Annotated in this window: 25 protein-coding genes; 18 read left to right on the top strand and 7 right to left on the bottom strand. The window is 62.4% G+C overall.

Annotation, left to right across the window (positions count from 1 at the left end; all coding sequences use genetic code 11):
• Positions 1–89: 89 nt before the first annotated feature.
• Positions 90–770, bottom strand: coding sequence for a uroporphyrinogen-III synthase (locus tag AC2FNJ_RS14810; protein WP_496765322.1), 681 nt, complete (start codon positions 768–770; stop codon positions 90–92).
• Positions 771–899: 129 nt separating this feature from the next.
• On the opposite strand from AC2FNJ_RS14810, the gene tsaD reads away from it, so the two are divergent.
• From tsaD to AC2FNJ_RS14780, 6 genes are all read left to right on the top strand, one after another.
• Positions 900–1,997, top strand: coding sequence for a tRNA (adenosine(37)-N6)-threonylcarbamoyltransferase complex transferase subunit TsaD (gene tsaD, locus AC2FNJ_RS14805; protein WP_496765297.1), 1,098 nt, complete (start codon positions 900–902; stop codon positions 1,995–1,997).
• On the top strand, positions 1,994–2,956 hold the full coding sequence (locus AC2FNJ_RS14800) for an NAD(P)H-dependent glycerol-3-phosphate dehydrogenase (protein WP_496765295.1): 963 nt from the start codon (positions 1,994–1,996) through the stop codon (positions 2,954–2,956). The genes tsaD and AC2FNJ_RS14800 overlap by 4 nt, the downstream gene beginning before the upstream one ends.
• Position 2,957: 1 nt before the next feature.
• The gene (locus AC2FNJ_RS14795) at positions 2,958–3,227 is read left to right on the top strand and encodes a YciI family protein (RefSeq protein ID WP_496765293.1); all 270 of its coding nucleotides are present in this window, start codon (positions 2,958–2,960) and stop codon (positions 3,225–3,227) included.
• Positions 3,227–3,649 (top strand): EVE domain-containing protein, encoded by a 423-nt coding sequence (locus AC2FNJ_RS14790; protein ID WP_496765291.1) that lies wholly within the window; start codon positions 3,227–3,229, stop codon positions 3,647–3,649. Before AC2FNJ_RS14795 ends, AC2FNJ_RS14790 begins: the two co-directional genes overlap by 1 nt.
• 39 nt (positions 3,650–3,688) lie before the next feature.
• Positions 3,689–4,084 carry a DUF1761 domain-containing protein gene (locus AC2FNJ_RS14785; RefSeq protein ID WP_496765289.1) on the top strand — a complete coding sequence of 132 codons (396 nt, stop codon included), beginning with the start codon at positions 3,689–3,691 and terminating at the stop codon, positions 4,082–4,084.
• Between the two features lie 242 nt (positions 4,085–4,326).
• Positions 4,327–4,974 (top strand): DUF899 family protein, encoded by a 648-nt coding sequence (locus AC2FNJ_RS14780; RefSeq protein ID WP_496765287.1) that lies wholly within the window; start codon positions 4,327–4,329, stop codon positions 4,972–4,974.
• A gap of 78 nt (positions 4,975–5,052) precedes the next feature.
• Here AC2FNJ_RS14780 and ahcY read toward each other — a convergent pair whose 3' ends face one another.
• On the bottom strand, positions 5,053–6,447 hold the full coding sequence (ahcY, locus tag AC2FNJ_RS14775; RefSeq protein WP_496765285.1) for an adenosylhomocysteinase: 1,395 nt from the start codon (positions 6,445–6,447) through the stop codon (positions 5,053–5,055).
• Positions 6,448–6,584: 137 nt separating this feature from the next.
• Positions 6,585–6,899, bottom strand: a complete 315-nt coding sequence (locus tag AC2FNJ_RS14770) for a hypothetical protein (RefSeq protein WP_496765283.1) — start codon at positions 6,897–6,899, stop codon at positions 6,585–6,587.
• Between the two features lie 207 nt (positions 6,900–7,106).
• Here AC2FNJ_RS14770 and AC2FNJ_RS14765 point away from each other — a divergent pair, with 207 nt between their 5' ends.
• A complete protein-coding gene (locus AC2FNJ_RS14765) occupies positions 7,107–7,700 on the top strand; it encodes an HD domain-containing protein (RefSeq protein ID WP_496765281.1) in 594 nt (197 codons plus the stop codon).
• 17 nt (positions 7,701–7,717) lie between these two features.
• On the opposite strand, the gene AC2FNJ_RS14760 is transcribed toward AC2FNJ_RS14765, so the two are convergent.
• Positions 7,718–8,272: an ActR/PrrA/RegA family redox response regulator transcription factor gene (locus AC2FNJ_RS14760; RefSeq protein ID WP_496765279.1), complete on the bottom strand. Its 555-nt coding sequence runs from the start codon at positions 8,270–8,272 to the stop codon at positions 7,718–7,720.
• An 84-nt stretch (positions 8,273–8,356) separates the two neighbouring features.
• The gene (locus AC2FNJ_RS14755; RefSeq protein WP_496765277.1) at positions 8,357–8,977 is read right to left on the bottom strand and encodes an SCO family protein; all 621 of its coding nucleotides are present in this window, start codon (positions 8,975–8,977) and stop codon (positions 8,357–8,359) included.
• Between the two features lie 90 nt (positions 8,978–9,067).
• On the opposite strand from AC2FNJ_RS14755, the gene regB reads away from it, so the two are divergent.
• From regB to AC2FNJ_RS14710, 9 genes are all read left to right on the top strand, one after another.
• A complete protein-coding gene (regB, locus tag AC2FNJ_RS14750) occupies positions 9,068–10,465 on the top strand; it encodes a sensor histidine kinase RegB (RefSeq protein ID WP_496765275.1) in 1,398 nt (465 codons plus the stop codon).
• A gap of 69 nt (positions 10,466–10,534) precedes the next feature.
• Positions 10,535–12,049 (top strand): PAS-domain containing protein, encoded by a 1,515-nt coding sequence (locus AC2FNJ_RS14745; protein WP_496765273.1) that lies wholly within the window; start codon positions 10,535–10,537, stop codon positions 12,047–12,049.
• A gap of 41 nt (positions 12,050–12,090) precedes the next feature.
• Positions 12,091–12,564: a tRNA (adenosine(37)-N6)-threonylcarbamoyltransferase complex ATPase subunit type 1 TsaE gene (tsaE, locus tag AC2FNJ_RS14740; RefSeq protein ID WP_496765271.1), complete on the top strand. Its 474-nt coding sequence runs from the start codon at positions 12,091–12,093 to the stop codon at positions 12,562–12,564.
• Entirely contained in the window at positions 12,561–13,565 is a 1,005-nt protein-coding gene (locus AC2FNJ_RS14735; protein ID WP_496765270.1) for an aminoglycoside phosphotransferase family protein, read from the top strand. Before tsaE ends, AC2FNJ_RS14735 begins: the two co-directional genes overlap by 4 nt.
• Positions 13,562–14,248 (top strand): nucleotidyltransferase family protein, encoded by a 687-nt coding sequence (locus tag AC2FNJ_RS14730; protein WP_496765268.1) that lies wholly within the window; start codon positions 13,562–13,564, stop codon positions 14,246–14,248. Before AC2FNJ_RS14735 ends, AC2FNJ_RS14730 begins: the two co-directional genes overlap by 4 nt.
• Complete coding sequence (gene addB, locus AC2FNJ_RS14725) at positions 14,241–17,168, top strand: double-strand break repair protein AddB (protein WP_496765267.1); 2,928 nt, start codon at positions 14,241–14,243, stop codon at positions 17,166–17,168. The genes AC2FNJ_RS14730 and addB overlap by 8 nt, the downstream gene beginning before the upstream one ends.
• Complete coding sequence (gene addA, locus AC2FNJ_RS14720; protein ID WP_496765265.1) at positions 17,165–20,524, top strand: double-strand break repair helicase AddA; 3,360 nt, start codon at positions 17,165–17,167, stop codon at positions 20,522–20,524. The genes addB and addA overlap by 4 nt, the downstream gene beginning before the upstream one ends.
• A 60-nt stretch (positions 20,525–20,584) precedes the next feature.
• A complete protein-coding gene (gene trxA / locus AC2FNJ_RS14715) occupies positions 20,585–20,905 on the top strand; it encodes a thioredoxin (protein ID WP_496765263.1) in 321 nt (106 codons plus the stop codon).
• 117 nt (positions 20,906–21,022) lie between these two features.
• Positions 21,023–22,396: an MFS transporter gene (locus AC2FNJ_RS14710; protein WP_496765261.1), complete on the top strand. Its 1,374-nt coding sequence runs from the start codon at positions 21,023–21,025 to the stop codon at positions 22,394–22,396.
• Between the two features lie 132 nt (positions 22,397–22,528).
• On the opposite strand, the gene AC2FNJ_RS14705 is transcribed toward AC2FNJ_RS14710, so the two are convergent.
• Positions 22,529–22,723: a DUF1127 domain-containing protein gene (locus AC2FNJ_RS14705; RefSeq protein ID WP_496765260.1), complete on the bottom strand. Its 195-nt coding sequence runs from the start codon at positions 22,721–22,723 to the stop codon at positions 22,529–22,531.
• 196 nt (positions 22,724–22,919) lie between these two features.
• On the opposite strand from AC2FNJ_RS14705, the gene hslV reads away from it, so the two are divergent.
• On the top strand, positions 22,920–23,486 hold the full coding sequence (gene hslV, locus AC2FNJ_RS14700; protein ID WP_496765258.1) for an ATP-dependent protease subunit HslV: 567 nt from the start codon (positions 22,920–22,922) through the stop codon (positions 23,484–23,486).
• A gap of 9 nt (positions 23,487–23,495) precedes the next feature.
• On the opposite strand, the gene AC2FNJ_RS14695 is transcribed toward hslV, so the two are convergent.
• The gene (locus AC2FNJ_RS14695; protein WP_496765256.1) at positions 23,496–24,737 is read right to left on the bottom strand and encodes an MFS transporter; all 1,242 of its coding nucleotides are present in this window, start codon (positions 24,735–24,737) and stop codon (positions 23,496–23,498) included.
• A gap of 211 nt (positions 24,738–24,948) precedes the next feature.
• Between AC2FNJ_RS14695 and hslU the strand changes: the two genes are divergently transcribed.
• The coding region (gene hslU, locus AC2FNJ_RS14690; RefSeq protein WP_496765255.1) for an ATP-dependent protease ATPase subunit HslU at positions 24,949–25,864 on the top strand (916 nt) is incomplete at its 3' end.

Genomic DNA, 25,864 nt, shown 5'->3' with positions numbered 1-25,864 from the left:
TGCCCGGGTCTTGATCCGTCTTCTTTCCACCAGCCACCGCCACTTCCCCTTTGATTCCAGAAAAGTCCTAAACAAGAGACCCATGTAGGTTAGTCCGCGTCCCGCACACCCTCAACCCGCATCAACCGGCTCACGAGTTTTTTCACCGCCATTCGCATTCCGTCCCCATCCGGTTGATCCGCGATCACCAGTTTCTGAAAACTCAACGTTTTCAATGGCATTGCTGCCGCCTCGCTGATCGCGGCAAGCCATAGCGGCGCGCGACCGGTCCAGTTGTCGGCAAATTGTCGCGCGGTTCGGGGCGAAAACAGCGGTGCGACAATGGGTTGGCCATCATCCATCGCCGCCAGTGCGTCTTGGTTGAATGGGCGCAGATCCTGGCCGTAGATCACAAGCTCCTGCGTCGTCACGCCGGCCTGCGTAAGTTTCGCGGCAACTTCGCCGCGACCATGCTCCCCCCTCAGATGCAGCAGCGGCCGGGCCGGCTGCAGCCCGATCAGGGTGGCCACAAGTTCTTCGGCTGTTTGTCCCGCCATCTGCGCGGTCCAACCCGCTCGCCGCGCCGCCTCCGTCGTCTCCGGACCGACGCAATAGGCCGGAAGGGACCGGTTTCGTGTCGCGCCGGCGGCAGCGGCGACGCCATTTGCCGAGGAAAAGATCAGACCCTTTGACCCCGACAGATCGAGGTTTCCGCCGACCTGCCTCATCGCGAGCAACGGAGAGTATATCACCTCCACATCCCGCGGCAGATCCGGCAGCAATTGCGCCACGAACCTTTCCGAGGCGGCGCGAGGGCGGGTCATCAATAGGCGCAAGGTCACTGCTTTTCGTCGCGGGATTGTTTGAATGCGCGCGGGGTGATACCCCGGCCTTCGATCATGATGCAACGGTTCAGGCGGATGGCGCAAACTGTAACGATCATCGGACTGGAAAGCAGCTGCGACGACACGGCGGCCGCGGTCGTGCGCCAATCCGGCGGCGCGCGGGCCGAAATCCTGTCCTCGGTCGTCCACGGGCAAACCGAGCTGCACAGTGCATTTGGCGGAGTCGTACCGGAAATCGCGGCCCGCGCACATGCCGAAAAGCTCGACATCTGCGTTATTCAGGCTCTGAAACAGGCCGGTACCGGGCTGGAGGACATGGACGCCATCGCCGTGACGGCCGGGCCGGGATTGATCGGGGGGGTCATGTCCGGCGTCATGTGTGCCAAAGGTCTCAGCGCGGCCTCCGGGCTGCCGCTTATCGGCGTCAATCATCTGGCCGGGCACGCGCTGACACCGCGACTGACCGACGGTGTCGATTATCCATATCTGATGCTTCTGGCTTCTGGAGGGCACTGTCAGTACCTGATCGCCCACGGTCCCGATCGGTTCACCCGTCTTGGCGGCACGATCGACGATGCCCCGGGCGAAGCGTTCGACAAGACCGCCCGTTTGCTGGGCTTGCCGCAGCCGGGTGGTCCGTCGGTCGAGGCAGAGGCCCGCAACGGCGACGCCGATCGGTTTCGTTTTCCGCGCCCCTTGCTGGACCGCCCCGACTGCAACGTCTCGTTTTCCGGTCTCAAGACCGCACTGATGCGGTTGCGCGACCGGATCGTGGCCGAAAAAGGCGGCCTGACCAGGCAGGACCGGGCCGATCTTTGCGCCGGGTTTCAACACGCAGTCGTCGAAACCCTGGCCGAGAAGACGCGGCGCGCCCTGAACAGCTACGTCGCCGAGTCGCCGCGCCATCCCGTGATGGCCGTTGCGGGAGGCGTCGCCGCCAATTCCGCCATTCGGTCCGCGTTGGAGACGGTCTGCGCGGAACAGGGCACCCGGTTCATAGCGCCACCGCTGGCTTTGTGCACCGACAACGCCGCCATGATCGCCTATGCCGGGATCGAGTTGTTCCGCAGCGGCGCCCGGGACGGGCTGGACCTTGCGGCGCGACCGCGCTGGCCGTTGGACCGCGCCAGTCCTGCGCTGCTTGGCGGCGGGCAGAAGGGGGCCAAGGCATGAGCGTCGCCGTCCTCGGCGCTGGCGCTTTTGGCACCGCGCTTGCCATTTCCTTGGCCGGAAACGGTCCAGTCATCCTGTGGTCGCGGTCCGTGGAGCAGGCCGCCCTCATGCGCGATGCCCGGGAAAACGCCCGGCGTCTGCCCGGCGCCCGATTTCCGGCCTCGCTGACCGTCACCGCAACTCTGGACGAGGCTGCCGCCTGCGACACTGTCTTGTTGGCCATTCCGATGCAGAAACTGCGCGGCGCGCTGACCGAGAACGCAGATGCTCTGAGCGACCGGGTGCTGGTCGCTTGTTGCAAGGGAATCGAGGTGGAATCGGGTCTGGGTCCGCTTTCGGTCATACGGGAAACCCTGCCGAATGCGTGCCCTGCCCTTCTGACCGGTCCGAGTTTCGCGGCCGACATCGCGCGTGGCTTGCCCACGGCCCTGACGCTGGCCTGTACCGATGCCGACCTTGGACGCAGATTGCAGGCGGAGTTGACCACGGCGACCCTGCGGCTCTATCGCACCACCGACACCACCGGCGCGGAACTCGGCGGTGCGCTCAAGAACGTCATGGCAATCGCGTGCGGGGCCTGCATTGGTCAGGGCATGGGCGAAAGCGCGCGCGCTGCCCTGATGACCCGCGGATTTGCCGAGATGCAGCGGTTTGCGGCCCACAAGGGTGCCCGGCCCGAGACACTGATGGGTCTGTCGGGCCTTGGCGATCTGGTCCTGACCTGTTCCTCTGACCAGTCGCGAAACTATCGCTTTGGCCTGTCCTTGGGTCGGCACGAGTCGTTTGACGGTGCGACCACCGTCGAAGGCGTCGCCACCGCGCGAGCCCTGGCCCGGATAGCCCGGGAACAGGATCTGGACATGCCGATCAGCACCGCCGTGGCGCATCTGTGTGATCGTACATATAGCGTTGCGGAAGCGATCCAATACCTGCTCAACCGACCCCTCAAGGAGGAATGACATGCTGATTGCCCTGATCGCCCGCGACAAGCCCGGCGCGCTGCAGACGCGGCTGGACAACCGAGCGGCGCATCTCGACTACATCGCGGAAACCGGCGTCGTTTTTCAGGCCGGGCCACTGTTGGACGGGGATCAGATGATCGGATCTCTGGTGATTCTCGATGTCCCGGACCTGGCGGCTGCACAGGTCTGGGCCGACAACGACCCTTATGCCAAGGCGGGTCTGTTCGCCTCGGTGGAATTGCTGCCCTGGAAGAAGGTGATCGGCTGATGGCGTATTGGTTGTTCAAATCCGAACCCTCTACCTGGAGCTGGGATCAACAGGTCGCCAAAGGCGATGCAGGTGAAGAATGGGACGGCGTCCGAAACTATCAGGCCCGGAACTTCATGCGCGACATGCAGGTGGGCGATCGCGGGTTCTTCTACCACTCGCAAAAAGACAAGGCGATTGTCGGGATCGTCGAAGTCTGTGCCGAGGCGTACCCGGACAGCACCACCGACGATCCCCGTTGGGAATGCGTGGACATCAAGGCCGTGCGCGCCTTTGCGGTGCCCGTGACCCTGGAAAGCATCAAGGCAGATCCTCGGCTTTCCGAGATGGTGCTGGTCAAGAATTCCCGCCTTTCCGTGCAGCCGGTGACGGAATCGGAATGGCGTGCGATCTGCGAGTTGGGGCAGACAAATCCGGATTGATCGGTCATTCTGACTTTCGGGGTTTCAGGAGAGACGAACATGGATCTGTTGAGTGTTCTTGTCGCCACCGTCGCTGCATTTTCCTTGGGCGCTGTCTGGTACAATGTTCTGAGTGACCAATGGATGAGTGCCGCGGGAATCCCCAAAGGTCCAGACGGCAAGCCCGAAGGAGGAATGACGCCGGGCATTTTCGGCGTCAGTTTCGTGATGCAGCTGATCGTCGCCGGAATGATGCGGCACATATTCGCGCGCGCGGGCATCGATGGCCTGGGCGAGGGTTTGGTGGCCGGTCTCGGCATCGGGTTGTTCTTCATCACGCCCTGGATCGCGATCAACAATCTCTATGGAATGCGCCCAGTGCGCCTGACATTGATCGACGGCGGCTATGCCACGTTGGCCTGCGCCGCCATGGGGCTGATCCTGGCTTTGTTCTGAAACAGGGGAAGGCCCTGACGCATCAGAACCTTCCCCGCCCCGCGTGCTCCCATCTCACCACACGCGTTTGGTTGTTTTGGTCCTGACCGTCCTGGTCTGGAACAAGCAGTAACAAAGGACGCGCCGCACTGGCAAATGCGAAGTCCTTAGAATGCGGTTCAAATGCCAAGCATACGTGCCAGTTGATTTTCTGCCCGCTATTGTTTAACATTTTGGTTAATTATTGACACAGGGAGGGTGTGATGCCTGTCAACTTGCCCAACGAAAGCGCGGAATACCGTGCGGCCCGATCGGAATTGCTGACCGCCGAAGCCAACCTGCGTGCCCTCACCGAAGAAGTCGCCGCCCTGCGCCGCGCCATGCCCCCGGGCGGGCGCGTTCCCACGGATTATGTATTTCACAATTCCAAGGGCCAGCCTGCGCCGATGTCGTCGCTGTTCGGGGAACATGACACATTGGTGATCTATTCGCTGATGTACGGGCCCAACGCCGAAAAGGCCTGCCCCATGTGTGCGGCTTTTCTGGATGGTTTGGCGGGACAGGTGAAACACATCACGCGCGAGGTTTCGCTTGCGATCGTCGCCCAGAATTCCCCGGAGAAGCTGGCCGAGCTTCGGAAAACGATGGGTTGGGGAACCTTGCCCCTCTATTCGGCCCAGGGAACCGGGTATCAGCGGGACTATCTTGCCGAAAGCGACGGCGGCGATCAGTTGCCCATTTTGAACGTGTTCCACCGGAACGGCGGCGGGATACACCACTTCTGGAGTTCCGAGCTGTTTTTCGAACCGAGTTCCTGGCACCCGCGCCATGTGGATCCAATGTGGTCCCTGTGGAACCTTCTGGATCTGACGCCGCGGGGGCGCGGTGACTTCATGCCCAGCCTCGGCTGAAGCCATCCAGACTCGTGTCGCGCCAAGAAAAACGCGCCGCGGGATCTCTCCCGCGGCGCGCTGCGCGTCGGTCCGCCTTCAATAGCGGTAGTGTTCGGGCTTGAAGGGGCCTTCCGGATTCACACCGATATAGTCCGCCTGGTCCTGGCGCAGTTCCGTCAGCTTGACGCCGATGCGGTCCAGATGCAGGCGGGCAACCTTTTCGTCCAGATGCTTGGGCAGGATATAGACCTGATTGTCGTACGCCTCACCGCGGGTCCAAAGCTCGATCTGCGCCAGAACCTGGTTGGTGAACGAGGCCGACATCACGAAGGACGGATGCCCGGTTGCGTTGCCGAGATTCAGAAGCCGGCCCTCGGACAGCAGGATGATCCGGTTGCCCGAAGGCATCTCGATCATGTCCACCTGGTCCTTGATGTTAGTCCATTTGTGGTTCTTCAGGTTGGCCACCTGAATCTCGTTGTCGAAATGTCCGATGTTGCCGACGATGGCCATGTCCTTCATCTCGCGCATGTGCTCGATGCGGATCACGTCCTTGTTGCCGGTGGTGGTGATGAAGATGTCCGCGGTCGAGACCACGTCTTCCAGCAGCACCACCTCATACCCGTCCATGGCGGCCTGCAGAGCGCAGATCGGGTCAACCTCGGTGACTTTCACCCGGGCACCTGCGCCACTCAGCGAGGCTGCCGAGCCTTTGCCCACATCGCCATAGCCGCAGACCACGGCAACCTTGCCGGCCATCATCGTGTCGGTGGCGCGGCGGATGCCGTCGACCAGCGATTCCTTGCAGCCATACTTGTTGTCGAATTTCGACTTGGTGACGCTGTCGTTCACGTTGATCGCCGGGAACGGCAGGTGGCCCTTTTCCATCATCTTGTACAGGCGATGCACGCCGGTCGTCGTCTCTTCCGAGACGCCCTTGATCATGTGGCGCTGCTTGACGAACCAGCCGGGGCTTTCCTTGAGCCGCTTGCGGATCTGGTCGAACAGCGCAACTTCTTCCTCCGACTGCGGGTTTTCGATGATCTCGGTCTCACCTTCTTCGACCCGCGCGCCCATCAGGATGTAGAGCGTCGCATCGCCGCCATCATCCAGGATCATGTTTGCGCCGCCCTCGGGGAACTGAAAGATCTTGTCGGCGTAGTCCCAGTATTCCTCGAGCGTCTCGCCCTTGACGGCAAAGACCGGCGTGCCACTGGCAGCGATGGCCGCGGCGGCGTGATCCTGGGTGGAGAAGATGTTGCACGAAGCCCAACGAACATCCGCGCCCAGCGCCACCAGGGTTTCAATCAGAACCGCGGTCTGGATTGTCATGTGCAACGACCCGGCGATCCGGGCGCCCTTCAGGGGTTTGCTTTCGCCATACTCGGCCCGCAGCGCCATGAGGCCCGGCATTTCGGTTTCGGCAATGTCCAATTCCTTGCGGCCAAATTCGGCCAGGGAAATATCCTTAACTATGTAATCAGCGGGCATCAGAAGCTCCATTCCGGCATAACTCGTCCGGTGAGCCCTTAACACTCATCACTGCACATGGCAACTTTGATGACCGGCCGGCGCCTTCGCGCCAAGCGAGGTGTCAAGCGTATGATTTGAATGAGGGATTTCCCAGTTCAGCTGGGTGTGCCCTTTGCCTCTTCTTTCGGAATCGCCTCGAAGAAGTCGGTGCCTGCGGCAACTATGCAACTGATGCCGTTGGCATGGGTCAAAAGCACCGTATACGTGCCTGTTTCTTTCGACGACCAGACTTCCATGACCGACTGCGCCCCGCTGGTCTTTTGCAGGCCACCAAAGGTCAGTTCCTCGGCGTATTTCTCCTTCAGGTTTGCGACGACCGCATCGCGCATTGCGCAATTGGCCGCTTGGGCAGGCGGCGCGGTGGCGGCCATGCCGAATGCCAGTGCGACTCCCAACACGCGCTTGAACATGACAAGCTCCTTTCGCTAGACGTTCCGGTTTGAGGGGGACGCGCCGGGAGGAGTGCACGCCCCCCTCTGCGCTTGATATCGTGATCCACATGTGCCGGTTCAAAGCACGCACCTTCAAGAAGGTGTTGGCAGCATGTGATCAGGATGCCAAACAGGCTACGCCCGAAATGTGGCATGAGCGCGGCGGACAGAAAGAGGCATGGCAGAATGGCAACACAACCCAGAGCGTGGCAAAGAATGCTGTCGGGACGGCGCCTGGATCTGTTGGACCCCACCCCGGTGGATATCGAGATCGAGGACATCGCCCACGGACTAGCGTTTGTCGCGCGCTGGAACGGCCAGACGGATGGCGATTTCGCCTATTCCGTCGCCGAGCATTCCCTGCTGGTCGAAGAACTGTTCGGCCGCATCTCCCCCAAGGCGCCACCGAAATGGCGTTTGGCCGCCCTTTTGCACGACGCACCCGAATACGTGATCGGAGACATGATCTCTCCGGTCAAATCCGCCGTCGGACCGGACTATGGCAAGCTGGACGACAGGCTGGCGGCCGCGATCCACATTCGCTTTGGCCTACCGGCGGAAATTCCTGCGACCGTGAAGAAACAGATCAAGCGGGCGGACAGGATCAGCGCCTGGATGGAGGCGACGCAGATTGCCGGGTTTTCTGAGGCCGAGGCGACGAAGTTCTTCGGGCGCCCGGACAAGGCGCTGATCGACGGGCTTCACATCAGACTGCGCCCGCCGGTCAAGGTGCGCACCGCCTATATGGCGCGCCACCAGGAATTGATGGATCAGGTTTGAAGGAAGAACCGCGCTGGCTAGCGCGGGCTGCGCTTTGCCAGAATCCGCTGCAAGGTCCGGCGGTGCATGTTCAGTCGTCGCGCGGTTTCCGAAACATTCCGATCGCACAACTCATAGACCCGTTGGATATGCTCCCACCGCACGCGATCGGCGCTCATCGGGTTTTCCGGCGGCGGCGGCAGTTCGTCTTCCTTGGCCAAAAGCGCATTGGTGATGTCGGTCGCGTCGGCGGGTTTCGACAGGTAGTCCGTGGCGCCGATCTTGACCGCGGCGACCGCCGTTGCAATCGCCCCGTATCCCGTCAGCACCACGACGCGGCTGTCGGGCCGCTTGTCGCGCAGCACCTCGACGACATCCAGACCGTTGCCGTCCTCCAACCGCAAATCGACAACGGCAAAGGCGGGCGGCCTGGCCGTGGCGATGGCCCGCCCTGCGGCGACCGAGGAAGCGGTTTCCACCTCGAATCCGCGTTTCTCCATGGCCTTCGCCAGACGCCGCAGAAACGGCTCATCGTCATCGACCAGCAACAACGACTTGTCCGGTCCGATTTCAAGCTGTGGGGTGTCGGCCATGCTTTTTCTTTCTGCGGTTATCCGTTCTTTGCCTGTGGGCGAGTATTACCAGCACCTTGCCAAAGGTCAAACTCGGTATCGCGGTCACATGTTTTCCAGAAAGCAGCCGATCTTGTCCGCCATCTCTTCGGCGGTGTCTTCGCGTTTGAAGAACTCCACGAACCCGTGTTCGGGCAGAACCAGGTAGGAAAAGGTCGAATGGTCCACCAGGTAATATTCGTCGCTCTTGTCATGCGCCTTGTAATAGGTCTTGTAGGCCTTGCTGGCTGCGTGGATCTGTTCCGGCGATCCCGTCAGGCCGATCATCCGCTCGTGCAGATTGTAGGCAAAATCGCCGACCACCTCGGGTGTATCCCGATCCGGATCGACCGAGATGAAGATCGGCGTCACGATCTGGCCCCGCGCCTCCAGGATATCCACGGCCTCGGCATTGCGGCTTGTATCAAGCGGGCAGACATCCGGACAGAAGGTGTACCCGAAATACAGAAGCGACGGGCCGGTGATGACATCCTTGTCGGTCACGGTCTCTCCCTTGGCGTTGACCAGTTCGAACGGCCCGCCGATGGAACCCGCCCCGCCGGCGATCTGACTGGACCGGCACTGGGCGAACTGATCGTCCGACCCTCGCCCAAGCGTCATTACCCATGTCGCGCCCAAAACGGCGACAAGTACGGCAGCGGCGAGAATGGCATATGTTCGGGTCATGGGATCTGGGCCTGACAGTCGAGTTGTTGATCGTTCCGGCGCGGACACCTATCAAGGTAGTCAGCGGTTGCAACAGGACATAATCGACCGATGTCGGATTCCAATATCAGTCTTTGGCGCGGACAGGAGCGCAGCAGCTGGATTCGCCTGCGGACGCTGATCCTGCTGCGCTGGGTGGCCATCTTTGGACAGATCATCGCAATCACCGTTGCGCAGCGGATGTATGACATCCAGCTGGAACTGGGATTGTGCTATTTCGCCATCGGCATCTCGGTCATGGGCAACCTGACGGCGATCTTTCTTTTTCCCGAAAACAAGCGGCTTTCGGAATTCGAGAACTTTCTGATGGTCCTGTTCGACCTGCTGCAACTGTCCTTTCTGCTGTATCTGACCGGGGGCCTGCATAACCCGTTTGCGCTGTTGCTGCTGGGGCCGGTCACGATCTCGGCCAACGTGATGAACCTGCGATCCACGGTCATCATAGGCGGCGTCGCAATCATACTCGTGACTCTTCTGGCCGAGTTTCATCTGCCGCTCAGAACCGACATGGGTTTCATTCTGCGCATCCCCGACATCTTCGTTTTCGGAAACTGGGTGGCCCTGGTGATCGCCATCGTGTTTCTCGGCGCCTATTCCTATCGCATCAGTTCCGAGGTCCAGTCGATGTCCGAGGCCCTGGCGGCCACGCAGATGGCACTGTCGCGCGAGCAGAAGCTGACCGACCTTGGCGGCGTGGTGGCAGCGGCCGCGCATGAGTTGGGCACGCCGCTGGCCACGATCAAGCTGGCAAGTTCGGAGCTGATCGAAGAGCTCGATGACCGGCCCGACCTGCGCGACGATGCCGCCTTGATCCGCGAACAGGCGGATCGGTGCCGTGACATCCTGCGGAACATGGGACGTGCGGGCAAAGATGACCTGCATCTTCGGCAGGCGCCGTTGTCCACCGTCATCCACGAAGCAGCCGAACCGCACGTCCATCGCGGCAAGAACGTGCATTTCGAGGAAGGCCCCGGCCAGGGCGGAGATGTTCAGCAGCCTTCGATCCTGCGCAAACCCGAAATCATTCACGGTCTGCGAAACCTGATCCAGAACGCGGTCGATTTTGCGCGCGCGAACGTGTGGGTCGAGGCGGAGTGGACCGAAAACTGGATCGTCGTCAGCATCATGGATGACGGCCGAGGTTATCCCCCTCAGATGATCGGCCGGATCGGCGACCCGTTCGTTCGCCGGCGGCGCGCCGAGTCCGACCAAAAGGCGCGTCCGGAATACGAAGGTATGGGGCTCGGGCTGTTCATAGCCAAGACCCTGCTGGAACGCAGCGGCGCCGAGCTCAAGTTCGCCAATGGCGCCGATCCCTACCAGACGCTCTGCGACCGGCCGGAACGGCGCGGCGCGATCGTCAAGGTTCTTTGGCCGCGCAACCTCATCGACGCGCAGACCGGCGACAACCCGGTGCCATCGGGACTGAATCAGCAAATCCCGGTCTAGTTAACGCCACGTTAATCTTTTTCACCCATTCCTCGCCTATGGCCGTTTGGACAGGGGCAGAATGCAGCCATGGCTGACTGGATCGTTCTGGCGGGGATCTGCCTGCTTTCGTCGGGGCTGGCAATCATGTGGCTTTTGCCCCGACGAACCCGGCGGGATACGGATTTCGGGCTGCTGACGCCGGGATCGCTGCACGACTCGGTCTTTCTGTTCGATGGCGAGGATCTGATCACCCATTCGGATGTCACCCTTGCCGGCTACGAAACCGTCGAAAGCTGGAGCGACTTGCGCGAGTTGCTGCGGCGCAACTTCCCGACCTTTCCCGAGAGTCCGGACGCCGTATTCCGACAAGGCACTATCGTAGTTCCGGCCATCGACGATGCCCATGACCGCGACGTGTTCTGCGAATGGATCGATGGCGTCGTCCGGGTTCAGATCCGCGATCTGTCGGGCCAGGCAAGCGGCAAATCGGTCCGGCGCGCGGACAACGGCTCGATGAGCCTCGCCATGGACAAGGCGCCGTATCCCGTTTGGCTGATCGATCACGACAAGAACGTCCGGTGGTGCAACGCCGCGTACATCGCTCTGGCCAGAAAGATCCGGGGCAAGGAGACCGATCTGACCAACTGCATCTTTCCGCCGGTCGATGAAGAGATGCACGGCGGCGGCAAGACCCGGGTGCCGGTTTCGATCGAAGGTTCGGACCGCAAGCTGTGGTTCGACCTCAGCGTCGTCGGGCACCAGGACGGAGTCCTGTGTTATGCGGTCGATGTCAACGCGATCGTCGAGGCCGAAGTGGCTCAACGCAAATTCGTGCAGACCCTTGCCAAAACCTTTGCCCAGCTGTCGACCGGCCTGGCGATCTTTGACCGCAACCGGCAACTGGCCCTGTTCAACCCCGCGCTGATCGATCTCACGACCTTGCCTGCGGATTTCCTGAGTTGCCGCCCCAGTATCTCAAGCTTTTTCGACCGGCTCCGCGATCAGAACATGATGCCGGAACCCAAGAATTACGGGGGTTGGCGCAAGCAGATGAATGACCTGCTCGAAGCTGCCGCCGACGGCCGGTATCAAGAGACCTGGTCGCTGGCCTGCGGGTCCGTCTATTCCGTCAGTGCCCGCCCGCATCCCGATGGGGCCGTCGCCTTTCTGTTCGAGGACATCACCGCCGAAATCACGCTCACGCGCAGGTTCCGATCCGAGCTGGAGCTAGTGCAGGCCATATTCGACAAGCTGGTGGACGCCATTGCCGTCTTTGCCGCCGACGGTTCGCTTGTGTTTTCGAACCGTGCCTATCACCGCCTTTGGGGGTCCGATCCGGAAACCGAGCTGATGCCCAGCACCGTTCTGGATGCCACGCGGGAATGGCAGGAGAAATGCGCGGCCACGCCCATCTGGGGAGAGATCAGGGACTTCGTCGGCATGCACGAGAACCGGGCCGAATGGTCGTCGCCCATCCGGACCCGCGACGGTGTCGCGTTGACTTGCACGGTCAGCCCAATCCAGAACGGTGCAACGGTCATCCGGTTCACACCGGATGAGGTTGGATCGGCTCTGCCCGCGCTCGAGGCCGCGAACGCCTGAACCGGCTTGCAGCCGACCTTCGTCACGGCCATTGTGACGCCATGAATTCCGCCCCGCTGACACGCACTTTCACCACCCCGGATGACACCGCAGACTTTGCCGCCCGGCTGGGCGCCGCGCTTTCGCCCGGCGACTGCATCCTGCTGTCGGGGGGCATCGGCAGCGGCAAGACGCACTTTGCGCGCGCCCTGATCCAGTCGCTTCTGGCGACGCCCGAGGATGTCCCATCGCCGACCTTTACGCTGGTACAGACCTACGACACCGCCAAGGGCGAGATCTGGCACGCGGATCTCTATCGTCTGACGACCTGGGAGGAACTCGAGGAACTCGGCTTGGCAGAGGCGTTCGATCATGCGATCAGTCTCGTCGAATGGCCGGACAAGCTGGGGCTTCTGACTCCGGATTCGGCTCTGACATTGACGTTTTCGCCCGACCCGACCTCCGAGGGCGTACGGCATCTGACATTCGAATGGAGCGATCCGAAATGGTCACCGTTGTTGGACAAGGCAGCATGACGAACCGAACGGTCCTGGCCGAGGCCCTGATCGCGCGAACGCCCTGGGCCAAGGCGACCCGGAAACCCCTGGCGGGCGATGCCAGCAATCGCCGATACGAAAGGCTGACCGATCCCGAAACCGGTCGAACGGCCGTCCTGATGGATGCACCGCCCGAACTGGGCGAGGATGTGCGCCCATTCGTGACCATCGCCAATCATCTGCGCGCGGCCGGGCTGAGCGCACCGGAAATCCATGCCGAAGATTCCGAGTTCGGGTTTCTGCTGCTCGAAGACCTGGGCGACGACCTGTTCGCCCGCCATTTAATGAAACATCCGGACCAGGAACGCACACTTTACGAGGCGGCGACGGACGTGCTCGTGACCCTTCATCGCGCACCATTGCCGGCCCTCGAAAGCTACGGGCCGACTCTGATGACCGAGCTCTCGGCGCTGGCCTTCTCCAAATACGCCGGCGGGATTCTCGGCACAGATTGCGGCGCCGTGATCCGCAGTTTCATGGAGCGGTTCGAAGATGTCCTGCACCGCGACGTGCACGGGCCGAAGGTTCTGGTGCAAAGGGACTATCATGCCGAGAACCTGATCTGGTTGCCCGACCGGAAAGGCCCGGCGCGGGTGGGCCTGCTGGATTTCCAATGCGCGATGCTTGGTCATCCCGCCTATGACCTCGTGTCCCTGCTTCAGGATGTGCGCCGCAAAGTGTCGGGCGCGGTCGAAATGGCGATGATCCAACGCTACCTGGATGCCACCGGGATGGATGAGCACAGCTATCGCACGGCCTATGCCGTGCTTGGCGCCCAGCGCAACCTGCGCATTCTGGGTGTCTTCGCAAGACTGGCGACCGAGCGCGGAAAACCGCATTACGTTGATCTGATACCTGCGGCATGGGCGCATCTGATGCGTGACCTCGAGCATCCCGCGCTTGCACCGGTTGCGGGTCTCGTGCGGGAAAACCTGCCGCCGCCGAGCCCGGAAAACCTGGAAAGGTTGCGATCGAGATGACCGCCGGTCCCAAGGCAGTGATGCTGTTTGCGGCGGGTTTCGGTACGCGCATGGGCGCGCTGACACGCGATATGCCCAAGCCACTGATCCGGGTCGCTGGCCGGCCCCTGATCGATCACGCCCTGGATATTGCGCGCGGCATCGGTCCGGTGCGCATCGTGGCGAATGTCCACTATCTGCCGGAGCAACTGGCCGAACATCTGGAGCCCAATGGCGTTGCGCTGTCCCGTGAGGAACCGGAGATTCTGGACACCGGCGGCGGCTTGCGTGCGGCCTTGCCGCTGCTTGGCCCGGACCCGGTCTTTACTCTCAATACCGACGCGATCTGGGTCGGGCCGAACCCGCTGGAGCTGCTGCGCGCGGCCTGGGATCCGGACAAGATGGACGCCCTGTTGATGTGTGTGCCAATCGCACGGACAAAGGGGCATACGGGAACGGGGGATTTCGCGGTGGACGAACACGGTCGTATCGTGCGCGGTCCGGGCCTCGTCTATGGCGGCGCGCAGATCGTGAAGACGGACGGCCTCGCCAGTTTTCCTCAGAAATCCTTTTCCCTCAACCTGCTTTGGGATCGGATGCAACGCGACGAACAGCTGTTCGCTCTGAGCTATCCCGGCCAATGGTGCGATGTCGGCCATCCCGCCGGCATTCAACTGGCCGAAGGCATGTTGGCCAATGTTTGAGCCGCAAGAGACACCGCGCGTGTTTGCCATGCCGCCGGGCGTCGATTTTCCAATGGCCCTGGTCGCTGGCCTGACAAGCCGCCTGTCCGCGTCCCCGCCCGAGGCCCTCGCCCGCGTACAGCTGATCGTCAACACCCGGCGAATGGCGCGGCGAATCCTGGATGTGTTCGACCAAGGTCCAGCCCGCCTGTTGCCACGCATGTCACTGGTGACCGACCTGGGCGAAAACGCCGATATGGCCCGCTTGCCTCCACCCATTCCACCGCTGCGCCGTCGCCTGGAATTGACGCAGCTGATCGCCAAGCTGCTGGAACAGCAGCCCGACCTCGCTGCCCGTTCCTCTGTCTTCGATCTGGCCGACAGCCTGGCAGCGCTGATCGACGAGATGCAAGGCGAAGGTGTGTCGGCAGAGGCGATCCGAAGGCTGGATGTCAGCGACATGTCCGGTCACTGGGCGCGGGCACAGGCGTTCATCGGTATTGCCGACAAATTCCTGTCCGCGCACGAGGACGCGTTGGACGTACAGGCCCGGCAACGCCGCGTCGTCGAGAATCTGATCCACCGCTGGCAGGCGGCCCCGCCGCGGCATCCCGTCATTCTGGCCGGTTCGACCGGCTCGCGCGGCACGACCCTGATGCTGATGGAGGCAGTCGCGCGCTTGCCGCAGGGCGCCGTCGTTCTGCCCGGTTTCGATTTCGATCTGCCCGATCACGTGTGGTCGGGACTCGATGAGGCGCTTTCGTCCGAAGATCATCCGCAGTTCAGGTTCCGGAAGCTGATGCGCAACCTGGGGCTCGAACCCTGTGAAATCCTGCGCTGGACCGACGATCCGCCCCCTTCCCCGGCCCGCAACCGTCTGATCTCGCTGGCTCTGCTCCCGGCGCCAGTCACCGACGCCTGGATGACGGACGGTCCGCGCCTGACGGATCTCGGCCCCGCCATGGCCAACGTGACGCTGGTCGAAGCGCCATCCCCACGGGCCGAGGCACTTGCCATCGCTTTGCGCCTCAGACAGGCGGCCGAGGCGGGTCAAACCGCCGCGCTCGTCACGCCGGACCGGATGCTGACGCGCCAGGTCACGGCCGCGCTGGATCGCTGGGGCATCCTGCCGGACGACAGTGCCGGCCTGCCCTTGCAGCTGTCGCCGCCGGGACGGTTCCTGCGCCATGTCGCAGGTCTGTTCGTGAAGCGGTTGGATGGCGAGGCTTTGCTGACGGTTCTCAAACACCCGCTGTGTCACGATGGTGGCGACCGGGGCGCGCACCTGCTGCACACGCGCGATCTGGAACTGGACCTCCGCCGCAATGGCCCGCCCTACCCGGACGCGGAAAGCCTGACCGCCTTTGCGACGCAAAGGAACATCCCCGAGGGATGGATAAACTGGCTTGTCGCCCATTTCTGCAATCAGCAGGTGCTCGGAGAGAAGCCGCTGGCTGAATGGGTGCGGCATCTGCGCGGCCTGGCCGAAGCGATTTCGGCCGGCAGCAGCGGATCTCCCGGGACGCTTTGGGACAAGAACGCTGGACAAAAGGCGCTGTCCGTCATCACCGCGCTGGAAAAAGAGGCCGCGCATGGTGGCGCCATGACGGCCCGCGACTTTGCCGATCTCGTCGGCGCGTTGCTGGCCGGCGAAGAGGTCCGCGACCGGGACGCGCCGCATCCCGGCATCATGATCTGGGGCACGCTGGAGGCGCGGGTGCACGGCGCCGATCTGCTGATCCTCGGCGGGCTGAACGAAGGCACGTGGCCCGAAGCCGCCGCGCCGGACCCCTGGCTCAACCGGCAGATGCGGGACAGGGCGGGCCTGTTGCTGCCGGAACGGCGCATCGGCCTGTCGGCCCATGACTTTCAGCAGGCGATCTGTGCACCCGAGGTTTGGCTCACACGGGCCACCCGATCGGACGACGCGGAAACGGTTCCGTCGCGCTGGCTCAATCGCCTGACCAACCTTTTGCAGGGCCTGCCTGGTCAAGGCGGGCCAGACGTGTTGGCCGCCATGCGCAGCCGCGGCCGACTGTGGCTGAACTGGTCGGAACAGCTGGAGGACGCACCACGACTTGCGCCTGCGAACCGCCCCTCGCCCTGCCCGCCTGTACCTGCGCGACCCAGACAGCTTTCGGTGACTGAAATCAAGCGCCTGATCCGGGATCCCTATGCGATATATGCCCGGCATGTGTTGCGACTGAGACCGCTCGATCCGCTGGTTCAGGCACCAGACGCCCTGTTGCGCGGTATTGTCATCCACGAGATACTCGAGGATTTCATTCGGGACAGCGTTCTCGATACCGCCTTGCTGACGCGCGAAAATTTCCTCAAACGCGCTGATATGCTCTTGGCCCAGCATGTGGCATGGCCGACGGCGCGCAAGCTGTGGTTGGCACGGCTGGATCGTATCGCAGACGCCTTCTTGGCCAGCGAGGCCGCGCGGCGGGCCGATGGCGGCCCGGCCGCATTTGAAGCCGACATGAAAATGCGGCTTGACCCTCTGGACTTTGCGATTGTCGGCCGCGCCGACCGGATCGACCGGACCAGCCGCGGTACGCTGCGGATCTATGATTACAAAACCGGCAACCCTCCGACGGAAGCGCAGCAATCGAAATTCGACAAGCAGCTTCTGATCGAAACGGCGATTGCCGAAACCGTCGGGATCGAGGGGTTCGACCCGGCGCCCGTGGCCGAGGCGGTGTTCATCGGCATGGGCGGGCGGTACAAGGAGGTTCCCGCCCCGATCGACAAGGAACCGGCCGCTCAGGTACTGGCCGCGTTTCGAAAGCTGATTTCCGCTTATTTAGAGCCTGATCAGGGTTACTCGTCCCGGCGCATGCTGCACAAGGACAGCGATATGGGCGATTACGACCACCTGGCCCGCTTCGGCGAATGGGACCGCAGCGATCCCCCGCATCCCGAGGTGCTGACGTGAGCCCCCGCGACGACGCCACCGAACGCCAGGTGCAGGCGGCACGCCCCGACGCCTCGACCTGGTTGGCCGCGAATGCCGGCTCGGGCAAAACCCGCGTTCTGACCGACAGGGTTGCCCGCCTGCTGCTGAATGGCGTGGAGCCGCAGCATATCCTGTGCCTGACCTATACCAAGGCCGCCGCCAGCGAAATGCAGAACCGGTTGTTTCGGCGGTTGGGCGAATGGGCCATGCTGGACGATGCCAAGCTCTTGTCCCAACTCGACGCGCTGGGCGTTGAAGGCGCCATCGGCGCGGCGCGTCTGGCTCATGCCCGCACGCTGTTCGCGCGGGCCATCGAAACCCCGGGCGGGCTGAAGATCCAGACGATCCACTCGTTCTGCGCCGCCCTTCTGCGCCGCTTTCCGCTGGAATCGGGCGTCAGCCCCCAATTCTCCGAGATGGAGGACCGGGCCGCTGCCCTGTTGCGCGCGGAGATCCTCGAGGACTTGGCGGAAGGCCCGCATGGGCAGCTCGTGGATGAGGTCGCGCGGTTCGTGACCGATACAGGCTTTGAGTCGTTGACCCAGGCCCTGACCCAAAAGCGGGAGGCCTTTGCGCCTCCCTTGGGCTGGACCGAACTGCTTTCGCTGTTCGGCTTGCGGGCGGGGTTTGATGAACGGGCCTTGATTGGCGCGGTGTTTCTGGGGGGTGAGGTTGAACTGATCCGGTCCATCCTGCCGGTTCTGCAGGAAAGCGGGGGCAACAATGCCAAGGCTGCGGCAAAGCTGTCGGCAGTTACAGCGCCAGCTACGGGCGCTCTGCCGATTCTGGAGGACGCGCTGCTGACCGGCCCTTCCGCCAAAGAGCCGTTTTCGGCAAAGATCGGCAGCTTTCCCACGAAAGCCCTGCGCCAAGGGGCGCTGGCCGACAAGATGCCTGCGCTCGAAGCGTTGATGCATCGGGTTGAACACGCCCGCGAGGCACGCTTGGCGTTCTCGGCAGCCCAAAAGTCCCTGGCCCTGCACAAGTTTGCCTCGGTATTCCTGCCGGAATACGAACGTCGCAAACAGCTGCGGGGTTGGCTGGACTTTGACGACTTGATCCTGAAGGCGCGGCGGCTGCTGAATGATCCTGCCGTGGCGCAATGGGTGCTTTACCGCCTCGATGGCGGGATCGACCACATCCTCGTGGACGAGGCGCAGGATACCAGCCCGGAACAATGGGACGTGATCGAAAAGCTTGCGCAGGAATTCACCAGCGGCGAAGGCGCGCGCTCTGGCGTCGAACGTACGATTTTTGTCGTGGGTGACAAAAAGCAGTCCATCTATTCCTTTCAGGGCGCAGATCCCGAAGCTTTTGACAGGATGCAGGCCGAGTTTGGGCGGAAACTGAAGGATTCAGGCTCTAAACTGTGGGATTTTTCGCTGGAATATTCGTTTCGCTCGTCCGACGCGATCCTAAGGCTTGTCGATCTCCTGTTCGACTCGCGAAGCGAAGCCGGGTTCCGCAAGGAGTCGCAGCATCGCGCCTTCAAGTCCGATTTACCGGGCCGGGTGGATTTGTGGCCCGTGGTCGAAAAGGCCGAGGACCGGGAAGAGGGCGACTGGTCCGACCCGGTGGACCGACCGGCCGCCCACCACCACACAGTCGTTCTTGCAAGGCAGGTGGCGACCGCGATCAAGTCCATGATCGACCGAGGTGAAACCATCCCGGATGACGGCGACTTGCCGGGAACCTATGTGCGCCGCAAGGTCCGCCCCGGCGACTTCATGATCCTCGTCCAGCGCCGCTCGGACCTGTTTGCCGAGATCATCCGCGCCTGCAAAGCGGTAGGTTTGCCCATTGCCGGGGCGGACCGGCTGAAAGTGGGGGCGGAGCTTGCGGTCAAAGACCTTGCTGCGATGTTGAGATTTCTGGCCACGCCCGAGGACAGCCTGTCATTGGCAACGGTTCTCAGATCGCCTCTTTTTGGCTGGAGCGAGCAGCAGCTGTTCGATCTCGCGCATCGCCGCCAGGACAAGTACCTTTGGACCGCCCTGCGCAAGCGCGAGGCCGAGTTTGCCGAAACCTTGAGCGTTCTGAATGACTTGCGTGGTCAGACCGACTTTCTGCGCCCCTACGATCTGGTCGAGCGCATACTTACCCGCCACGACGGGCGCCGAAAGCTGATCGGGCGGCTGGGCCCGGAAGCCGAGGATGGGATAAACGCGCTTCTGTCCCAGGCGCTTGCCTACGAACGCACGGACATTCCCAGCCTGACCGGGTTTCTGGTGTGGATGCAGACCGACGATCTGGAAATCAAGCGCCAGATGAGCGGCCTCGGCGACATGATCCGCGTCATGACGGTGCACGGGGCGAAGGGGCTGGAGTCGCCGATCGTGATCCTGCCCGATACCGGAGCGCGCAAACCGCCGCGGGACGCCGAAATCATGATGGCCGAGGGTGTGCCGCTATGGCGCGTGGCTGCGGACGAATCGCCCCGGCTGATCGCGCAGGCGCGCGATGCGGCGCGCAGCCGCGAGGAAAACGAGCGGCTTCGGTTGCTCTACGTTGCGCTCACTCGGGCAGAGAAGTGGCTGATCGTGGCTGCCGCCGGCGACGTGGGCAAGGAGGACGCAAGCTGGTACCGCATGGTCCAATCGGCGATGGAGCGGGCAGGGGCGACGCGGGTGCCGGGCAGCGAAACCCGCAGGCTGGAACATGGCGACTGGGACGGCTTGCCGCTGATCGGGCGCGCGCCGTCCGAACATGCAACCGCGCCGCTTCCCGCGGAGTTCGGGAGCCCCGCACCCGTACCTCCGGAACAGTCCGAAATCCTCAGCCCCTCGGATCTCGGCGGGGCCAAGACATTGCCCGGCGACATGGGTCAGGACGAAGACGCCGCCAAGCTGCGCGGAACGCGCCTGCACTTGCTGCTGGAACAACTGCCGCAATTCGACGCCATCGACTGGCCCTTGGTTTGCGCCAGGCTTCTGCCGGATATGCAGGAGGAGGAACGAAACACCTTGCGGCGAGAAGCCGAGGCGGTGCTGACCGCCGCCGAATTGGCAGATGTCTTTGCGCCAGGCGCGCTTGCCGAAGTGCCTTTCACCGCACCCCTTGGGGCACATCGGGTTCATGGCGTCATCGATCGGCTGATCGTGCGGGACGATGAGGTGCAGGTCATTGATTTCAAGACGAATGCGGCGGTTCCGGCAACGCCGGACGACTGTCCGGACGGCCTCTTGAGGCAGATGGGCGCCTATGCGCAGGCGCTGGCCCAGGTGTATCCGGGCCGCACCGTCAGAACCGGCATACTCTGGACCCGAACGGCCACCTTGATGTGGTTGCCACACGATCTTGTGACGGACGCGCTGAGCCGCACCCAGATATCTTGACCTCCTATAACGTGGCACATACGTTCTGTGTCCAAGCGTATTCCCTTCAGGAGACAGAAAATGTCCACCGTAGCCGTCACCGACGAAACTTTCGACGCCGAGGTCAAGAACTCGGACATCCCCGTTGTGGTGGATTTCTGGGCCGAATGGTGTGGACCCTGCAAACAGATCGGCCCGGCGCTCGAAGAACTGGCCGTGCAGTTCGACGGCAAGGTCAAGATCGCCAAGGTCGATGTGGACAGCAACCCGAACGCGGCGGCGGCCATGGGCGTGCGCGGCATTCCGGCGCTTTTCATCTTCAAGAACGGTCAAGTGGTTTCGAACCGCGCAGGCGCCGCTCCCAAAGCCGCGCTGCAAAGCTGGATCGAAGAATCGATCTGAGCCGGGTCGAAAACACAAACAACAGTGGGCGCCCCTGAACGGGGCGCCTTTTTTGCGCGGTCCGCCACATGAACACCGTCGCTTGGGAGGCGAACGGGTGTTACACTCGGACCGGGCATGAACGCACACAGCAACTCTCGGTGGTGGATCGTTGGCGCCATGGGCGCCATCCTGGGCGTCATCTTGCTGGATGAAACGGTTGTCGGCGTAGCCCTGCCATCCATACAGCACGAGCTTGCCCTGTCCACGCTTGACGCCCATTGGGTCGTCAATGTCTACCTGCTTGTCCTTGCGGGGCTTGCCGCCGCGGCCGGACGGCTCGGTGACATCCTGGGCGCGCGTGCGCTGCTCAATGCTGGATTGCTGGTGTTCGGCGCGTCTTCGGCGCTCGGCGGCTTCGCCGACAGCGGTGCCGAACTGATCCTGGCGCGTATGGCGCAGGGTCTTGGGGCAGCCCTGATCTTTCCTCTGTCGCTGGTTCTGATCACCCAATCCTTCGAGGAAAGCGAACGCGGCGTTGCCTTGGGGCTGTACGGCACGATTGGAACCTGTTTCATGGCACTCGGTCCCTTGGTGGGCGGATTGCTGACCGAGTACCTGTCCTGGCGTTGGATCTTCTGGATCAACCCGCCCATCGTGCTGATCGTGGCCGCCATCACGCTGACCTTCTGGCGCGATCCTCCGCGCGAAAAGGAAGCCGGGTTCGACTGGAAGGGGTTGGTCCTGCTGACCGGCGGGCTGGGGCTGTTGGTGTTCGGGATCATGGAAGGCCCGGATCGCGGCTGGTCGCAGCCGGACGTTCTGGTGCCGCTTGGCCTGGGTGCAGCGATGCTGTTCGGATTCGTGCCCACGGAGCGGAAAAGCGCAACGCCGCTGATCGCGGTTCACCTGTTTGCCGACCCGAACTTCCTGGCCTCCAATCTCATCGTGTTCACGGCGCAGTTCGTCAAGATCGTGCTGCTGGTCTTCGGGGCAATGTATTTTCAGCTCCGCATGGGGTTTTCCCCTTTTCTGTCGGGGCTTGCGCTTTTACCGGCGGTCGTGCCGCAGATCGTGATCGCCACGGTTGCCGGGAAGGCTGCCGACCGCTTCGGCTCGCGCCGCCCATCGCTGGCCGGCACGCTCGGCGCTGCCATCGGCGTCACCATACTGGCATCCGGTGTCGCCTGGCAGAACACGCCCTTGATCTATTTCGGCCTGCTGTTCTGGGGGTGTGTCGTGCCGTTCCTTTTCGTACCCCCGCGCCGCGCCGTGATGACATCGGTTCCGGCCAGCATGCACGGCCAGTCCGGCGGTATCGTGATGAGTTGCCAGCTTTTGGGTGGCACCATAGGCATGGCCGCCGCCAGCACGATCTTTGCGGCCACGAATTCGATCGCGGCCGTCTTTTTCATGGCCGCCGCGGTGGCCGGTGTGGTCTTTGTCTACGGTTACTTTGCGCTCCACCGGGACATGCCCGCTCGGCCCGGCCAGACCACCGCCCGCCAGTAGGCAATTTCCCGAATGCGCTGGATGCCCAACCACGCAGTCACGACATGACCTGTAAGAAACCTCGCACAAAAAAACGAAAAAGCCGCTCTGTTTCGAGCGGCTTTTTGAATTTCGTCGGGCATTGGCCTCGCGTCAGAATTTGGCGACGTCTTCCCGGGTCAGGCCGATATCGTCCAACTGGGCGTCGGTCAGCCTCGAAAGCACCCGGCGGGTCACACGGGCCTCATTCCATTCGATAATGACGTTCTTGGCTGAAATGATTGCGTCCACTACATGGAGAACGGTGACTGCTCCGAGCGGCGCATGGATGTTTGCGGTGGTTGCCATTTGCGCGATCCTTCTGATGAAACAGCCGACCCCTCGTCGGTTGTGAGGCTCATCTAGGTGCACCGCGGCCGACTCACAAATGCCGGTTCGACAGCCCCGAGATGCAATTCCTGCATATCTTGCGGATTCCGGGCGAACCGGTTGCGCCCGAACCTGACCCGGCCCATAAAGTGCTTCCAACCGCACGGAGGCATTCATGGCAGACAACGACTTTCCTGGCTGGCACGGCACCACGATCATTGGCGTGAAGAAGGGCGGTGAGGTGGTGATCGCCGGGGATGGTCAGGTCAGCCTGGGTCAAACCGTGATCAAGGGCACCGCACGCAAGGTGCGCCGTCTTTCGCCGGGCGGATTCGAGGTTGTCGCAGGGTTCGCCGGGTCCACCGCGGATGCCTTCACATTGCTGGAACGACTTGAAGCCAAGCTCGAGGCGATGCCGGGCCAACTGGCCCGGGCCTCGGTTGAACTGGCCAAGGACTGGCGTACAGACAAATACCTGCAAAAGCTCGAAGCGATGCTGATCGTGACGGATGGCAAAGACCTTTTGGTGATTACCGGAGCCGGGGATGTTCTGGAACCGGAACACGACGTCGCCGCCATTGGCTCGGGCGGGAACTTTGCATTGGCCGCCGCACGCGCAATGATGGACAGCGGCAGGACGGCCGAACAGGTCGCGCGCGAGGCAATGGCGATTGCGGCCGATATCTGCGTCTACACCAACGGAAACCTGACCGTCGAAACCATCGCGGGCCGTTCCGGCTAGGTCTGCGGCCTATCCCAGAAGCGCCTTCACCTCTTTGCTGCGCCAGGTCCGATACATGCCCATCAAGCCCAGAAAGGCGGCAATGGCCACGATGTAATAGGGCAGGCGGATGTCGATGCTCATCAATCCACCTCCGATCAGCGACATGATACCGCCGGCCAGACAGAAGACAGCCGTGGTCACGCCCATGACCCAGCCCTGATCCGCCTCGCTGACGCTAGATGAAAACAGCCCGAGAACCGTCGGATAGGACACGCCGAAGAGGAAGTAGAAGAAGAAGACCGGAACATAGGACAGCACGCCGGTCGGGCTGAAGGCAAAGGCAAGGCCGCAGACGAACATCGTCGCCAGCGACACCCGAATGATCGCGAACTTGTTGAACCGTTCCTGTGCCGGCTTCACGAGGAACGTGCTCGAAAACGCGAGCGCAAATCCGATCACCACCATCGCGACGCTGCCGCCGATGACGCCATAGCCGAAGGCGCTGGTCAGGAAGTTGTCCACGAACACGTAGAAGGTCACATTGGCGATCATGAAAAAGACGTAGACCGGGAGAATCCGCAGGACCATCGGATGCTGCCCCACCGCAACGAGGCTGTCGGTAATGTCACGGGGCCGGAACACGAAGGGTGTCCGCTCGGTTCTGGCGTCTTTGAAGAACCCGATCACCAAAAAAATGGCGATCAGAACCAGCACGAAGGCCCCATAGAACGGGGTCTTGAAGGTCGCCACGCTGCCGAGCAGCGCCTTGTCCGACAGGATCGCGCCGATGATCGGACCGCCCACAAGGCCGAAACTGACGCCCGTCACGATATAACCCATGTTCCGGTCGCGATCCGCCTCATCCGTGCTGCCGTCGATCATCGCGGCTTGCGCGATCGGCTGGTTTCCGGCGGTGAAGCCGGTGACGCTGCGCCCGAGGATCAAGAGCAGAAGGCTGTTGAGATAGAGCGACAGAATTGTGATCGCATAGCCCAGCAGCGCCCCGCCAAGACAGATCAGCAGCGCATTCTTGCGCCCGATCGAGTCCGACACCTTGGACACATAGACGACACCCAGAAACCAGGACAGGAAGAAACACCCGATCACAAGGCCATAGTAGAAATGGCGCGTACCCACTTTGGTGGATTCGGCCAGAAATCCCGAATCCGTTTCCATGATCAGCGAGTTGATGATCGGAAACACGAGGCCCTGACCGATCAGATCCACAAAAACGACGAACAGCAAGGTGATCTTGGCGATTGTGGACATGCGGGACTCCGGCTCAACTGGTCAGACTCCGAACCTAGCAAAACAACACGGTTGCACCTAACGGATTGTCCAGCCGCCGTCCCGAAACCGTTTGCAAAGCGAAAGCTCCGTTGCTAACCACCGCTCGCACGCGCATCCGGACGGGTTGTTTTGGCCATGCCCATGCCTACCTAAACTCGCACGGAACGCCGCCGACCGAGAGGAGTTGCTTTTGACCGACCTGACCCCGCGCGAGATCGTATCCGAACTCGACCGTTTCATCATCGGACAAAAGGATGCCAAGCGGGCCGTGGCCGTCGCGCTCCGCAATCGCTGGCGGCGCAAGCAACTTCCGGATGACCTGCGCGAAGAGGTCTATCCGAAGAACATCCTGATGATCGGACCCACCGGCGTCGGCAAGACCGAAATCAGCCGCCGGCTGGCGCGGCTGGCCCGCGCACCCTTCATCAAGGTCGAGGCGACGAAGTTCACCGAGGTGGGCTATGTCGGCCGCGACGTCGAACAGATCGTCCGCGACCTGGCGGATGCGGCAATCATCCAGACCCGCGAATTCATGCGCGAGGATGTCAAGGCCCGCGCCCACCAGGCCGCCGAGGATCGTGTCATCGCAGCCATCGCCGGCGAGGAAGCCCGCGAGGGAACACGCGAGATGTTCCGCAAGAAACTCAAGGCCGGTGAGCTTGATGACACGGTGATCGAGCTTGAAGTTGCCGATACGTCCAATCCACTGCCCATGTTCGACATCCCCGGTCAGCCCGGAAGCCAGATGGGCATGATGAATCTTGGCGACATCTTCGGGAAGGCGTTCGGAGGGCGTACGGTCAAGCGCCGCATGACGGTCGCGGAAAGTTATGGGATCCTGATCGGGGAAGAGGCGGACAAGCTCCTGGACGACGAAGCCGTCACCCGTGCCGCGCTGGAGTCGGTTGAACAAAACGGCATCGTCTTTCTGGATGAGATCGACAAGGTCTGCGCGCGCGCGGACGCACGGGGCGCCGATGTAAGCCGCGAAGGGGTGCAGCGCGACCTGTTGCCGTTGATCGAGGGCACGACGGTGTCCACCAAACACGGCCCGGTCAAGACCGACCATATCCTGTTCATCGCCTCGGGTGCGTTCCACATCGCAA

This window comes from Ruegeria sp. BHSB196, assembly GCF_059613135.1.
This window is presented reverse-complemented; position numbering and strand designations above follow the sequence as displayed.